This is a genomic window from Bacillus sp. BHET2 (assembly GCF_005938125.1).
Taxonomy (GTDB): domain Bacteria; phylum Bacillota; class Bacilli; order Bacillales; family Bacillaceae_B; genus Rossellomorea.
Genome location: NZ_VCQN01000001.1, coordinates 176,938 through 191,350, shown reverse-complemented (window position 1 = coordinate 191,350; position 14,413 = coordinate 176,938). Strand labels below are relative to the sequence as shown.

The window sequence follows — 14,413 nt, the reverse complement described above, 5'->3', positions numbered from 1 at the left end:
AAAGGATGATATAAAAATAATAACCCTTCCCTTACAATATATTTTGTAAGAAAAGGGTTATGCCTATTTTGTCATAAAGACGGGTTCGTTATTTTCATCAACAGTATAAGGGAGAGAATATGCGGGAACGAAGAATGAGGCTTCCACGAGTAGATTCCGGATATCGTCCCCTTTTTTAAATTCATTATCCCCAGATTTAAGCTTCTCAAATAGGTCCATAGAGTAATCCACAAAAATGTCTCCGTCCCCATTAATAACGAGGGGAAGGTTTTTAGTTGAATAAGGACTATTCACATATACTTCATCATCATAGCCAAGCTCTTTATAATTCAATGAATACACATTGTTAGCTACTTCCTCATTAAACGGAGGGTAGTCATGAGCTTGTATCCTGATTTTTAGTTCCCTTATTTGTTCTGCTATCCGTAAATCAAATATTTTGACGGTCGGTTCTTCTTCAACATCCACGAGAACATATTGAAAAACTCCACCGTTTTCAAAAGCATTTCCTGGTATTTCAGGCAAATACCTTGGCGCAAGTTTCCGAAAGTCGATTGGATACTTCTGATAGATAGGGGTATCCTGGTCTCTGGTCTTAATCGGAAGAAGTCCACTATTATCCTTCTGATACGTTTCCACAGCCTCTTGTACCGCTTTTACCTGGGTTTCATAAGGAATTTGATTTTGACTCAGCTTTTCCTCAGGATACATACAACCAGAAAGAATACTCATTGTGAATATGAGAGAAAATGCTATTATATATAAGCGCTTCAATCTAAAACGTCCTTTCAATCGGGCGGTTCCTAGTTGGCTGGTCCGCTGAATACTATATAAATCATCATAAGTCCGCCTGCGATCATCAGTATGTAAGCCATGAAAGCTGTAATAAATCGCAAGAATTTTTGCTTGATCTTATATCTGCTAAAATAGATTGCTAATATGGCAAAAAACATGAATCCCATCGACGCAAACGAAATCCACATCTTCATCATCGAATCCAAACTACATCCCTCCTGTTATCGAATGTATTATATCATAAGAGCTTTAAATAGGAATAGAAAAGAATGGTTGTTCACGATTCTGTTACAAAGCTTTACGAAGAGACATCCTAGTTCTCTCTCCCGAAAAAAAGAGCCCCTCATGTGTTTTGGCATCATGGAGATGATGTCAAAACACTAAGAGGCGCTCTAAATAAGGGAGACCTACCCATCCATAGGCAAAGCTGTATATATTCATGACAGTGTATGCACGAGGATCTTGGTTCGCATCCTCGAATGCCTATTATTCCAAGATTTATTCATCATTTCCCCTAGAATTTATGAGGCAAGACTCCCCTATCCCCTTTGTGACTATGTTAAACGTTCTCCGAGAATATTCACAAGGTCTTCCATTTCGTTTGTTTTCACACGACCCATCAAATGATCTACCGCTTCTTTCGCTTCTACTTTATTAAATAGAACATCGTAAAGGGCATTCGTAATAGGCATATTCACTTCATATTTTTCAGCAAGCTGGTGACCCGCTTTGGTGGTTCTCACACCTTCTACTACCATCCCCATGTTGTCGAGGACCTCATCAAGGTTATGGCCCTTCCCAAGCATGTTTCCGGCTCTCCAGTTTCTCGAGTGAACACTTGTACAAGTAACGATTAAATCACCAATCCCAGTTAAACCTGAAAACGTCAAGGGGTTAGCTCCCATCTTTGTTCCTAAACGTGCCATTTCTGCAAGTCCTCTTGTGATAAGAGCGGCTTTGGCGTTATCACCGTATCCCAAACCATCTGTTATACCGGCAGCAAGGGCAATGATATTCTTTAAAGCCCCACCAATCTCCACCCCGAGCATATCAGGGTTCGTATACACGCGGAAATTCATGTTCATGAATAGATCCTGAATCTCTTCAGCAGCCTTCATATCCTTAGAGGATACAGTCACAGTCGTTGGATGTCTTAAACTCACTTCTTCTGCATGACTCGGTCCAGACAATACTACTACTGTATGTAGATTTTCAGGAGCCATTTCATCCTCAATCAGTTCCGAAATCCTTAGTAAGGAATCAGGTTCAATTCCCTTACTAACATGAACCACAGTCAACGAGGAATGTTGAGCCTCTTGAATTTGTCCCAGCACCCCGCGAATCGCTTTCGTCGGAACGGCCAAGATAATGGTATCAACACCTTCTAATGATTGTCCAAGATCATGATATCCTTTAATCGATTCTGGGAGCTGGATTTCTTTCAAATACTTCTCATTCGTATGCTGCGTATTGATTTCATCGATTTGTTCTTTCTTATGACCCCACAACCTTACTTCCAATCCATTATCAGCCAGGACCATCGCAAGCGCCGTACCCCAGCTACCTGCGCCAACCACCGTTACTTTTTTCGAATGTTTCATGTTTTACACCCACCTTATTATTTTCTTGCACGGGCAATAATACGAATAGGAGTTCCTTCAAATCCAAATGCATCACGAATCCTATTTTCCAGGAATCGTTCATAAGAGAAGTGCATTAATTCAGGATCATTAACAAATACAACGAATGTTGGCGGCTTTACAGCCACTTGAGTTGCGTAGTAAATTCTTAGTCTCTTACCATTATCCGTCGGTGTAGGATTCATTGCAACAGCATCCATGACGACTTCATTCAATACGCTTGATTGTACGCGCATCGAGTGATTTTCGCTTGCTGTATTAATCATAGGCAGTAAAGTATGAATGCGTTTCTTTGTTTTCGCAGAAAGAAAGACGATAGGTGCGTAGTCAAGGAATTGGAAATGATCACGGATGTTCTTTTCCCATTTGATCATCGTTTTCTCATCTTTATCTACAACGTCCCATTTATTGACGACAAGTACAACTGCTCTACCAGCTTCATGGGCATACCCTGCGATTTTCTTATCTTGCTCTATAATCCCTTCTTCACCATCAATGACGGAAAGGACAACATCCGAACGCTCAATGGCTCTAAGAGCTCGTAGCACACTGTATTTTTCAGTGGTTTCGTATACTTTACCTCTTTTTCTCATACCTGCAGTGTCAATGATGACATATTCCTGACCATCAAACGAATAGGACGAATCAACGGCATCTCTTGTCGTTCCTGCCACGTCGCTTACGATCACACGGTCCTCACCCAACAATGCATTGACTAAAGAAGATTTCCCTACATTTGGACGCCCAATTAATGAGAATTTAATCACATCTTCAGCATAATCCTCTTCTTCTTCTTGTTTGAAGTTCTTGACTACGTCATCAAGAAGGTCTCCAAGCCCAAGTCCATGTGAACCTGAAATCGGATATGGTTCCCCAAATCCTAATGAGTAAAAGTCATAAATCATTTCTCTCATTTCAGGATTATCGATTTTATTGATACCGAGTACAACCGGCTTTTTTGAACGATATAGAATTTTGGCTACAATTTCATCCGCTGCGGTTACTCCTTCACGACCGTTCGTCAAGAAAACAATAACGTCGGCTTCGTCTATGGCAATTTCCGCCTGCTGCCTGATTTGATCGAGGAATGGTTCATTCCCAAGTTCAATTCCACCTGTATCAATGATATTAAATTCATGCGTCAGCCACTCAGCAGAACTATATATACGGTCTCTTGTTACACCAGGAACATCTTCAACTATGGATATTCTTTCACCAACTATTCTATTAAAGATCGTGGACTTCCCAACGTTTGGACGTCCTACGATTGCTACTACTGGTTTTGTCACGTTATTCACCCTTTCTGTAAGAAGTTGTCCTATTCTTACATTTCCTCTTTTTAACCTTTACAGTCATATTTATTTGGAACTATGCATAATAAGGACTGACCCTTAAGGTATTGTTTCCTTATGGGACAGTCCCCTAACTTTACTATTTTATCAATAAAAGAATAAACTAGCAATCAATGTTTTACAATGATGAATAGACCGTCATCTATTTCGTGGGCAATGCCATCCAGAATAGCTTCAAGGTTTGCACAAATCTTTTGTAATTCTTCATCTGTTTTGCAATAGAATACGCTGGTACCACTGGGTACCTTCTCAGGAGTGGTTGTCACGGTGGCTAGTATAAACTTCTCGATTGTGGTGCTCATTCTAATTTACTCCCTTCCTGATTCGCTTTCGATTCAGACGGCATCCTTATCGCATTTTCCAAAGTCGGAACTTGCCCCAGGATGGCAATCGCTTTCTCTACATCCTTTCTCTGCGGAAGGACAAATACACCGATCCTTCCATCGTCCAAATCCCTCTTAGCAAGCGGTGTCAATGCAGGTGTACCTGAATCCTTGAAAATCCCCAGTGAAGTCGACATATCGTGAAGAATGGCTTGGCGCTGGCCAAGATTGGCTAGAGTAGATCTAGAGTCAAAAGATTTCGGCGAAAGAATGAAGCCCATCCCATATCTTAGAATCTCTTCCTGTCTAACTTTCAAACCGATATTCATAATATAAATATTATCTACATAAAGCCCAGCTCCATCAAAGTGGGGCTTCACATATTCAATGTCAACGATATCCTTCAGCCTGCCCCCAGCCATCAATTTATGAGCAATCAGCATACATATCCCGCTAATTAGCAGTGCGACATAAATATTAAACACAATATACGCGATTGTTGCGAGCAGTGATGTGAAAATAACCAAATAATTTCGGCTTTCAAAGGCGACAGCTATCCCCTCAATGTAGGTAGCCCCTCTTGGTACTAGTTCATATGCATCTAATTCGGTCAAAGTATTTCTCTCCATATTCCGAACATCCCGAAATTGAGAAGCGGCTACGGTCAAAAAGGTAATGGCCGTAAAGTTCTCTTCTAGCAGTGCAGGTATCGCGATCGTCCCCAAGCCCGCTGCAATGAATCCTAGAGCTATATGAATAATCTTCCCATGCAAATAAGTAGGATATTGGCGATAGTCTGTACGTAACATAAAGATTCTAGTTAATGTCCCAACTACGACTCCGAAGATTACCGGATATACATACACATTCATAGATTTTTCATTTCCCCTTTATTTGTCAGTGCCTTGATGTTAAAGACCTGATTCATTTCTCCAAGCGTCTTTAAGACGATGAGGCCCCCGAAGGAAATTGCCAGGGTATCCAGATATACAGGACCCCCTAAGATATAGACAAATCCAATCTTATTCAATGGAATGCCGAGTAAAAACTCTCCAATTATACTGCTTCCTGCAATGGACAATAAACGGAGAATGAAATGGGAAGAGTGCCCATAAAAAAGAATGCTCATCATCACAAAGGATAAAGAAATAATCAGATTTTGATCAATAAACACGAGTACAGGATCATAAATAGCCACTAGCCCAATGCCTGCATAAAACATTCCCATCGTTAGAACGACAACAAGCATGTACAATTTTTCCCTTAATCTCAAGTTTCGTATGTAAAGGATACAAATAAGTGCAAAAACGAAAACAGTGGCGCTAACTTCTAACGAGCCTATCTTTATGCCATATGGAAACACACAAATGAGCAGTAAACACACAAAAGACGAAAGGAAGCGATAGGGGTGTGTCTTACTCAATAAAAATGTCGCATAAATCCAACACCCCCAAATCAACCATAAAAACAAAATCCCATCCACAGATAACCTCTCCCTCCTATTATCTACATTATGGAAAATCTTTATGTATCTCATTCATGTATGAAACAACTTTTCAAAGAAAAAATAAGAAAGGGAGGTGTTTCAAATGGGAAAGGACCGTCAAGAAAAGAAGCTTAAACAAAGTAAACGAGTGGAGTCTGATAGAGATCAAGGCTTACATTACAACGGAGCTACAAGCCTGAAGGGAACAGAAGAAACGAATAAATAGAACCAAAAAAGACGCATTCTCATTTGAGATTGCGTCTTTTTTATTAACTCATGTTCTTTTACTGTATCGGTCAGGTTTCAACCCTCTTGCGTCAAGCCAATGATACACATCTCCTGATAAAACAAGTGGTACACGGTGGAGTTCTTCTATCCTTTTACAGCCAAGAGCACACATTAAGAACTGAATATCCGTATGAATTTGATTCACTTCTTGAATAGTATCTTGAAGCCCCGTTTCAACTAGTTGCTTAAGGATCACTCCCGCCATTCCGACGGCAGATGCCCCAAGACCAAGGGATTTAACGATATCCAAGCTATTCTGGATGCCTCCTGAAGCAAGAATCGGTTTAGATGAAGTGGTATGGCATTCAGCAATGGAAACGGCAGTAGGAATTCCCCAATCATCGAAGAAATCCAACATTCGTTTCCTACGTTGATTTTCAATTTTTGAGAAATTCGTACCGCCAAATCCTCCTACATCAATAGCCGAGATCGTTGAGTTTGCCATAGATGAGACAGCCTCTTTACTAATACCAAAGCCCGTTTCTTTCACAATGACAGGGACAGAAAGATTCTCTGCAATAAGCTCGATTCTTTCTATTGCCCCCCTAAAGTCACGATCCCCTTCAGGCATTGTCAATTCCTGTATCACATTCAAATGGATTTGCAATGCATTGGCTTCAATCATTTCTACTGCATCTCTTGCTTGTTGGACCGATGCCTCACTCCCTAAATTCCCAAAAATCATACCATTCGGATTAAGGTCACGAACAATTTCATATGTTTTTCGCTCGGAAGGGTCTTTAAGAGCAGACATCTGAGAGCCCACTGCAATTGCCAGTCCAGTTTCTCTGGCAAGAATCGATAACTCTTCATTGATTTTCGAAGTAGACTCCCCACCGCCACCTGTCATAGCATTGATGAAAATTGGCGAACTCCAAGTAAGTTCGCCAATTTCAGTTGATAGATGTATCTCATCTACCGCTATATTCGGTAAGCTTTGGTGGACAAAAGCCACTTCATCAAAACCCGTTTTTCGTTGTTGACCGGTTGATATAGCGTAATTAATATGGTCTTGCTTTCTTTGAGCTCTCGTCACAATTCATCACCATTACTTAAGATCTTTTAATTTGTCTCCAATCAAATCACCTAATTGGAATCCAGTGCTTTCTTCAGGCATTTCATAATCCGTTACTTCTGCCTCTTTTTCTTCAAGGGCCTTGATGCTTAAAGATAAACGCTGCTCATTTTCGTTAACATCGAGCACCTTTACCTTAACATTCTGATTCTCTTGAAGGACTTCGTGTGGAGTACCGATATGTTGGTGTGATATTTGGGAAATATGAACAAGCCCTTCAACACCAGGTAATACCTCTACAAACGCTCCATATGATACAAGTCGTTTTACAACCCCGTCCAATATAGTGCCTTTAGGAGCTTTCTCAGAGATATCACTCCAAGGTCCAGGAAGTGTTTCTTTAATAGATAAAGAAATACGTTCATTGTCACGGTCGACGCTTAACACTTTCACTTGAACTTTTTGTCCCTCTGTTACGACATCAGAAGGCTTTTCAACATGTTCATGGGATAGTTGCGAGATGTGAACAAGCCCATCTACTCCACCAATATCTACAAATGCACCGAAATCTGTAATACGCTGCACAGTTCCTTCAAGGACAGCACCTGATTCAATATCAGTGAGAAGCTGTTTCTTTTGTTCCTGCTTTTCTGCCTCTACTACAGCCCGGTGGGACAGAATTAGTCGATTTTTCTCTTGATCGAGCTCGACAATTTTAAAGGTTAAGGTTTTATCCTTATAGTCCGAGAAATCCTCGACATAGTAATCTTCAACCAATGATGCAGGAACAAACCCTCTCACACCAAGATCTACTACAAGACCACCTTTAACAACGTCTTTTACTTCCGCTTCAAATATGTCACCATTTTCAAAGCGGATTTTCATTTCTTCCCACGCTTTTTCAGCATCCACTTTACGCTTTGAAAGAACCAGAAGTTCTTCTTCAACTTTTGTCACGATTAACTCAAGTACATCCCCTTCATTGACTACATCAGAAGCTTTTTCAATATGAAGGCTTGAGAGTTCACTAATTGGAATGATGCCATCCACTTTGCTATCTTGAACGTCAACTAAGACTTGTTTCTCTTCGACCTTAGTGACTGTCCCTTTTACTTTTTCACCAATTTCAAGGTTTTTCACTTCAATTCCATTCATGTCTTCCATTATGTACTCCTCCTTAATCCATGACTACAAAGATTTTGATAATTGTGAGACTTCGCAATTTAAAATATTCTTTCTACTAACTTCTAATAAATACTACTTTTTGTCAAGCGGGAAACCTTATATTATTCATGCTCATGAATCAGATTTTCAATATGCTGCATAATAATTTCAGTTGTTTTCTCCGCATTTAATTTTTGTTCACGGATTCCATCCATTTGAATCGGCGGGCCAAATACAACCTTCAATTTCTTAAATGGCTTGTATGGTCCGATTATGGCGCAAGGTACAACATAAGCGTCGGAGCGTAGGGCAAAGAAGCCGGCACCCGCTAACCCCTTACCTATTTTTCCCGTTTTACTTCTAGTACCCTCTGGAAACAATCCTAAAACATCTCCCTGTTTAAGAACTTGTAATCCTTTACGGAGGGCTTCCCTGTCACTCATTCCTCTTTTAACGGGGAATGCTCGTAAATCAGGCAGTAATTTCCCTAACACAGGTAAGTTGAAGAGCTCTTCTTTCGCCATGAAAGATACTGGTCTTGGTGCTGAGATCCCTACAACAGGGGGATCCAGGTTATCAATATGGTTGGTACACAGCAAGACTCCTCCATCTTCTGGGAAATGTTCCAGCCCTTTCACCTCAATCCGATACAAAGGTGATAGGATCGACTTAACGAGACCTCTTACAAAGGTATATGTGTTCACTTTAACCTTTCCTTTCTACTAACAACATGATTACATCCACCACTTCTGAAATAGATAAAGAAGTTGTATCTATTTCTGTTGCATCTTCAGCTTTTTTCAGAGGTGCAACTTCTCTCTCGGAATCAATCTTGTCTCGGAGGGCAATTTCTTCCTTTAATTGATCCAGATCAGTCGGAAATCCCTTTGAAATATTTTCTTCATGTCTTCTTTGCGCTCTCTCTTCAACACTGGCAAGTAAGAATACCTTGATCTCAGCATCAGGGATTACATGGGTACCGATATCTCTTCCATCCATCACAACAGCGCCTTCTTTCGCCAACTGTTGCTGTCTGTGCACCATTTCTTCCCTGACCCGGGAATGGACCGCTACATGCGATACCGAGTTGGTCACAGAGGATTGGCGGATTTCATCCGTGACATTATCCCCATCCAGGAAAACCAACTGTCCTTCTTCAGAAGGCTCTAGTTCAATCGTTGTGTGTGATAATAAATTCGTCAACTCACCCTCGTTATGCAAGTCTACGTTGTGGTTCAAAGCTTTATACGTTAAAGAGCGGTACATCGCCCCAGTATCAATATAAAGATAAGATAATTTCCCTGCTACTATTTTCGCTACTGTGCTTTTCCCTGCAGCTGCAGGACCATCGATTGCAATTCTTAATTTTTTCAATTCATCCACCTACTTAAATTCCTAATAATTTTCTTACCTATTTTAACATAAATCTCACTTCTCGTTTAAAGATTCTTTCCTTGAGGTTGTTCTCTTCAGCTTTTCTATTCATGTAAGTTCAAGGACTACATGGAAGATTCCTGTCCCGTGACACTTTTGCGTTTATAAGAAGTGGGTAGCAATTGTTTTCTCAAAATAACATCTACCATTAATTAATCATTATTCTTCAAAAATTCCACAAACGAAAAAGAGAGCAGGCATCAATCTCCTGCTCTACCTGAAATGGTTTCTACGATTTCACTATATTCCATTTTCTCCACACCTTCATAAAATACGATCTTATGAAGCTCTGGAAGAACATTTAGTTCATGAAACACAAATTGGACGGCAATTAATAATATAAAGTGAATAATGGCCAGTTTAATTAAGATACGTTCAATAGACTTCAATGATCTCACCCTTTTTCTATCCTTAGAAAAAGTATGGGTCAATTATGGGATTTTATTCAAGTAAGCCTTTTTTTCTTAAGTCCAGCTGCCTTTCAAAGCAGTATCGTAATATAAGCTGTCGCTGACTTTCTGTTAAGTGAACGAACTCGATGCTTGCTACTTCATTCTGATCTTTCTCAAATACCCGTATCACCTTACCCTCGATTTCTACATACTGACACTCGCCTGTTTGCATGGGAAGGACAATGATTGTGGATATTTTCATCCCTCCGTGGAGGCCCATTCTCTTTTTCACCTTGACTGCACAGCCACCTGCACTGAGGTCCTCTGTGATAGTTGGATGAAACTCACCGTTTATTTTTAATGAAATATTTGTATTAGCTTCTACTCGAACAAATTGTCTTCTTTGAATTTTGACTAGTCCTTCTTCCCCGGGATAGTGAAGGTAAATCATAGGTATTTTGGATAATTTGCGTCCCATTACCTCTGTTTCAAACATCATGACAGTCTGTTCGTTTATGATAAAGCTTGCTTTAAGCTGGGTTCCATCGATAAGAAAAATGGTTTTCTCTGTTTTTGTGTGGATGGGGTAGTCAATGTAAATCCCTTCATCCCCCAATTCAACAACCCGGCATCTATATTTATCAAATGTATCATTATGTATAGGTTCCAATTGCAATACGGTGCCTGCTTTTATCATAGTCCAAAACTCCCACTTCCAATATTATGTATCTATATTATGGCATGACAAACTTCACCTTTCCACACCTTTTTTATAAACTCTGATCTGAATTAGCTTACACCCCCGTTGTAAAAGAGAAGAGGGACGGACCTCCAACTTGTGGAGGTCCGTCCCTCAAAATCATTATACAACTTCTTCATAAATAGGCTCTGCTTTTTTAAGTCTTTCCACTTTTTCTTCTTCTCCGGTGTTTGCATTGATGAATATTCGATAGGTATCTTTACCTAACATTCCTAAGAATTCGTAGCACAGTACTTCTTCGTTCAAGTCATTCACGATAACAGATTGACGCTCTTCCATTATTTTTAAGTTGGGATTTGTTGTTTCTTGAGCCTGTGCCTTTGTAATCGTAGCTTTCGGTATTTCTCTTTCGTGATTATTCTTTAAGTACTCTTCAGCAGCGAAACCTACAATTTGTCCATTGTCCAATGCTACTTTAATTTTGACTGAATCGGGATAAATCCGCACTCCATCCAGTACTGTAACGTATGTGAAAATGCCGATATTGTCATATTGTGCACTTTCAAACAGCTCTAGATTTTTAAATTCATTTTCCTCTAAGAAGTCAGTAGCTTTTCCTGCTGCTTTATTTAGACTAATTTTTATTTCTTTGATCTTACGATTATTGATATACCAGATGGGATATCCGCCTTTTTGTGTTACATCCATACTTGCTTCTGTATTCCCATTACCAATCGAGACACTAAAAAATTTATAATCTGATCCTTTTCCACTTTTTGATACTTTAGCATCCTTCGATTTCGGGATACCGGAATATTTACGCAAAATCCGTACGGCTTCCTCTTTAGAGATTTCTTTCCCTTTTAACTTTTTAAAGTTTTGATTTTTCCTCTCGCTATTTACAGAAGTCGTTGTACCAAAACTTGCTTCATCGTATCCTGTCACATTCTTTTCAACGGTTTTAAAGCCATCGATAATCGTGTTATCAGTCTGTTCGTCCCCTGATGCCAAGGCAAGTTCCACATCCATCCATCTTAAATTATTCTCCATGACTAGATGTTGAACCTTCCTTAATTGATTTTGAATATCGGCACTTTGTTTATACAAGTTTTCTAGTGACTTATACTCTTTTTCTGATAATGGATTTTTATCTAGATCCCTTACCGCTACCCGGTAGCTGAAATCTCCAATATTACTCAGAAATTCTTCTGTTTTATTAAACGGCAGCAGAGTTAAAGGTAGCTGCCCTACATCACTGTGTGCTTGTGAAGTCAATCTCCAAACATCGGCAAGAGCAGGAGATAATGATTTTCTTGAATTCATCGCAAGGGTGGCACCGATCTTATCATGTAGCAGATCCACTTGATAAGTTAATTCATGAAATGCCCTCTGATAGTTGTTCTCAGCATTTATTAATATCGCATTTTTCTCTTGATGCTCCTGGTACCCCCAAAATGCAGTTCCCGCAACACCAAGAACGAGTACAGTAATTAGTATGACACGTAGCAATTCCATTCACCTCTTTAATTACAGAATATGTGCTTTCCAATTTTCTTAATTTGTGGGCGTGACCATATCCACTTACTTGTTGCCGTTGCAGGGTTAAAGTAATATAGTGCGCTTGATGATGGATCCCAACCGTTTATTGCATCAAGTACTGCTTCTTTCGCCTGGTCATTTGGTGTTAACCATATTTGCCCGTCAGCGACGGCTGTAAAGGCACCTGGTTCAAAAATGACCCCTGCCGCTGTATTGGGGAAGGAAGAGCTGTCAATTCGATTTAAAATAACGGCCGCCACTGCCACTTGACCTTCATACGGCTCACCACGAGATTCGCCATATACTGCATTTGCCATCAATTGTATATCGTTTTGAGAAAACCCATTTGGTGTATTCACTGCTGTTGGTTTAGAAGGTGTCGATTTGTTCTCTGTAGCAGCATTCCCTTTCCCATCACCTTCAGTACCTTTTTGCTTACTAATTTCTGTTCCGCCATAATGACTGAATTTGTTGCCTTTTTTAATTTGTTCCTTCACAAATTGTTTATTATACTTTGATGCCTTCACGAGCTTATCTTTTGTTTCGGTTCCAGCCAGTCCATCAATAGGAAGACCGAACTCATATTGAAAGTTTCTCAGAGCCCAGTAAGTCCCCCATCCAAACACCCCATCAATATCACCGTTGTAATAACCGATGTATTGAAGTCTGGATTGAAGTTCTATGACATCTTCGCCAGTTGCGCCATGTTGGATCACTTGATTAGTAAATGCGCCTACTTTCTCCCCTTCAGACGAAATCATAAAGAGAGAACACATAAGCACCATGACGACTGAAGAAGAAACCAATTTGAAACGACTATTCATCATACTTCAACCTCCATATCTTCAATTAACATTAAGCCTAGTTTTTGTAGTGGCTCCCATTTTATACAAGTGGAGTCATAAAAATATGAAAACGTAAAAAGAACTCTCCTTAAGTGAAGATCACCTGTTTAACTCATACTCTGATTTATTGTTGGAGTTTTTCACACATTTATCCTAATTTAAAGGACGTGGAATCCTTTTGATAAGACACTGTAATGTGCAAGCAAAAGGGATGTAAACAAGCAGGGTTATAATGGGAAGGAGAGCTACATCTAAATTCACACTAAAATGGGAGGTTCAAAATGGAAGATTATTTAGCAAAATCTTTAGATGAATGGAAAGTGGACATTTCAGAGGTGTTGGATCAAATCAATAATGATTATGAAGAGGTGAAGAAAGAACTTAAAGTATATTCCTATAAATACGGAATTACAAAACAAGTCATTCAGTCCACTGTCAATGAAGAGATTATTGAAAATATCAGACAAATGTATCACAAACCATTTGAAGAAAAGTATAGTGAACTGAAAGAATACATACGTGATTTGGATGAAAAAAGAAAAGTATTTCAAATGTTCGTGAATAAGATTGATGAAGTGAAGCTTAAAGAAGCGCCCAAAACCGACCTCGCAGCCACCTACAAGTGAAATTCAAAGGAACCGCCTGATCGTGGGAGGTTTATCCAATAAAAAAAAGACGCTCCCATCAGGAGCGTTTTTAAATGATTTCATTTTCCAATTCAGTATTGTACTTCTTTTCGGTAAGTTGGTGCGCACTTTTTACTTTCTTTAGGCCTAACCACCATAGGAAAAGCATAAATGGAACCATATAATAGACCCAGTTTTTCTCAGCTAAAAAAATATAATTGTAGGTTCCATGTAACATGAAAGGAACTGAAACTGCAAGAAACAGCCACTTCCGCCTTTCTTCCTTAGAAGAGAACTTGGCCTTTCCTAAATAATATCCCATTATGACACCGAACAGGGCATGACTGGAAACTGGGAGAATGGCTCTTCCAAATGCGTGCTCCACACCATTAGCGACCAAATATAAAATATTTTCAACAGTTGCGAACCCAAGTGAAACACTAGCACCATAAATGATTCCATCATAAGGTTCGTTAAAATCAACATGTTGGAAAATCGCAAACATTAAAATGAACCATTTAAAGAATTCTTCGAGGAAACCGGAAGAAATAAAGGCCGTAGACCAATTTGAGCCAATGATGCCTTCAACTTCCAGAACGTATTGTAAGAACATAATCGGAAATGTTATAAGAGCCCCATACATAAATGTCTTGAACACTAAAGTAATGGGTTCCGCCTCGTATTGATCACGTAAATAAAAGTAACTTAACAATGCTAATCCTGGTGCTATACCCGCTGATAAAATCACCAGCATAAAAAGTCCTCTTTTCTTTCGGTTTTCTTAATCGTATCATGTTAGTGTAGGATTGGAAAT

Annotated in this window: 18 protein-coding genes; 2 read left to right on the top strand and 16 right to left on the bottom strand. The window is 39.5% G+C overall.

Going from position 1 to position 14,413, the window contains the following annotated elements:
- Positions 1–63: 63 nt before the first annotated feature.
- The 7 genes from FGG79_RS00965 to FGG79_RS22370 form a co-directional block, all read right to left on the bottom strand.
- Positions 64–774 (bottom strand): hypothetical protein, encoded by a 711-nt coding sequence (locus tag FGG79_RS00965; RefSeq protein ID WP_171050736.1) that lies wholly within the window; start codon positions 772–774, stop codon positions 64–66.
- Between the two features lie 29 nt (positions 775–803).
- Positions 804–992, bottom strand: a complete 189-nt coding sequence (locus FGG79_RS00960) for a DUF2768 domain-containing protein (RefSeq protein WP_138777501.1) — start codon at positions 990–992, stop codon at positions 804–806.
- A 357-nt stretch (positions 993–1,349) separates the two neighbouring features.
- Positions 1,350–2,396, bottom strand: a complete 1,047-nt coding sequence (locus FGG79_RS00955) for an NAD(P)H-dependent glycerol-3-phosphate dehydrogenase (protein WP_138775745.1) — start codon at positions 2,394–2,396, stop codon at positions 1,350–1,352.
- Positions 2,397–2,413: 17 nt separating this feature from the next.
- On the bottom strand, positions 2,414–3,724 hold the full coding sequence (der, locus tag FGG79_RS00950; RefSeq protein ID WP_138775743.1) for a ribosome biogenesis GTPase Der: 1,311 nt from the start codon (positions 3,722–3,724) through the stop codon (positions 2,414–2,416).
- A 173-nt stretch (positions 3,725–3,897) separates the two neighbouring features.
- Positions 3,898–4,089: a capping complex subunit for YIEGIA gene (locus tag FGG79_RS00945; protein ID WP_138775741.1), complete on the bottom strand. Its 192-nt coding sequence runs from the start codon at positions 4,087–4,089 to the stop codon at positions 3,898–3,900.
- A complete protein-coding gene (locus tag FGG79_RS00940) occupies positions 4,086–4,982 on the bottom strand; it encodes a YIEGIA family protein (protein WP_138775739.1) in 897 nt (298 codons plus the stop codon). Before FGG79_RS00940 ends, FGG79_RS00945 begins: the two co-directional genes overlap by 4 nt.
- Positions 4,979–5,647, bottom strand: a complete 669-nt coding sequence (locus FGG79_RS22370) for a YphA family membrane protein (protein ID WP_481747247.1) — start codon at positions 5,645–5,647, stop codon at positions 4,979–4,981. Before FGG79_RS22370 ends, FGG79_RS00940 begins: the two co-directional genes overlap by 4 nt.
- A gap of 52 nt (positions 5,648–5,699) precedes the next feature.
- Here FGG79_RS22370 and FGG79_RS00930 point away from each other — a divergent pair, with 52 nt between their 5' ends.
- Entirely contained in the window at positions 5,700–5,822 is a 123-nt protein-coding gene (locus FGG79_RS00930) for a YpzI family protein (protein ID WP_138775735.1), read from the top strand.
- Between the two features lie 48 nt (positions 5,823–5,870).
- Here the strand turns inward: FGG79_RS00930 and fni are convergent, their stop codons facing one another.
- The 8 genes from fni to sleB form a co-directional block, all read right to left on the bottom strand.
- A complete protein-coding gene (gene fni, locus FGG79_RS00925) occupies positions 5,871–6,920 on the bottom strand; it encodes a type 2 isopentenyl-diphosphate Delta-isomerase (RefSeq protein WP_138775733.1) in 1,050 nt (349 codons plus the stop codon).
- Between the two features lie 12 nt (positions 6,921–6,932).
- On the bottom strand, positions 6,933–8,066 hold the full coding sequence (rpsA, locus tag FGG79_RS00920) for a 30S ribosomal protein S1 (RefSeq protein ID WP_138775731.1): 1,134 nt from the start codon (positions 8,064–8,066) through the stop codon (positions 6,933–6,935).
- Between the two features lie 119 nt (positions 8,067–8,185).
- Positions 8,186–8,767, bottom strand: coding sequence for a lysophospholipid acyltransferase family protein (locus tag FGG79_RS00915; RefSeq protein WP_138775729.1), 582 nt, complete (start codon positions 8,765–8,767; stop codon positions 8,186–8,188).
- A 1-nt stretch (position 8,768) separates the two neighbouring features.
- Complete coding sequence (gene cmk / locus FGG79_RS00910; RefSeq protein WP_481747246.1) at positions 8,769–9,437, bottom strand: (d)CMP kinase; 669 nt, start codon at positions 9,435–9,437, stop codon at positions 8,769–8,771.
- A gap of 260 nt (positions 9,438–9,697) precedes the next feature.
- A complete protein-coding gene (locus tag FGG79_RS00905; RefSeq protein WP_138777499.1) occupies positions 9,698–9,886 on the bottom strand; it encodes a YpfB family protein in 189 nt (62 codons plus the stop codon).
- A 52-nt stretch (positions 9,887–9,938) separates the two neighbouring features.
- Positions 9,939–10,586 (bottom strand): flagellar brake protein, encoded by a 648-nt coding sequence (locus FGG79_RS00900; RefSeq protein ID WP_138775725.1) that lies wholly within the window; start codon positions 10,584–10,586, stop codon positions 9,939–9,941.
- 165 nt (positions 10,587–10,751) lie between these two features.
- Complete coding sequence (ypeB, locus tag FGG79_RS00895) at positions 10,752–12,098, bottom strand: germination protein YpeB (RefSeq protein WP_138777497.1); 1,347 nt, start codon at positions 12,096–12,098, stop codon at positions 10,752–10,754.
- A 14-nt stretch (positions 12,099–12,112) separates the two neighbouring features.
- Complete coding sequence (sleB, locus tag FGG79_RS00890) at positions 12,113–12,913, bottom strand: spore cortex-lytic enzyme (protein ID WP_240794229.1); 801 nt, start codon at positions 12,911–12,913, stop codon at positions 12,113–12,115.
- 341 nt (positions 12,914–13,254) lie between these two features.
- On the opposite strand from sleB, the gene FGG79_RS00885 reads away from it, so the two are divergent.
- Entirely contained in the window at positions 13,255–13,599 is a 345-nt protein-coding gene (locus tag FGG79_RS00885; RefSeq protein WP_138775723.1) for a hypothetical protein, read from the top strand.
- A gap of 70 nt (positions 13,600–13,669) precedes the next feature.
- On the opposite strand, the gene prsW is transcribed toward FGG79_RS00885, so the two are convergent.
- The gene (prsW, locus tag FGG79_RS00880; RefSeq protein WP_138775721.1) at positions 13,670–14,353 is read right to left on the bottom strand and encodes a glutamic-type intramembrane protease PrsW; all 684 of its coding nucleotides are present in this window, start codon (positions 14,351–14,353) and stop codon (positions 13,670–13,672) included.
- Positions 14,354–14,413: the final 60 nt, after the last annotated feature.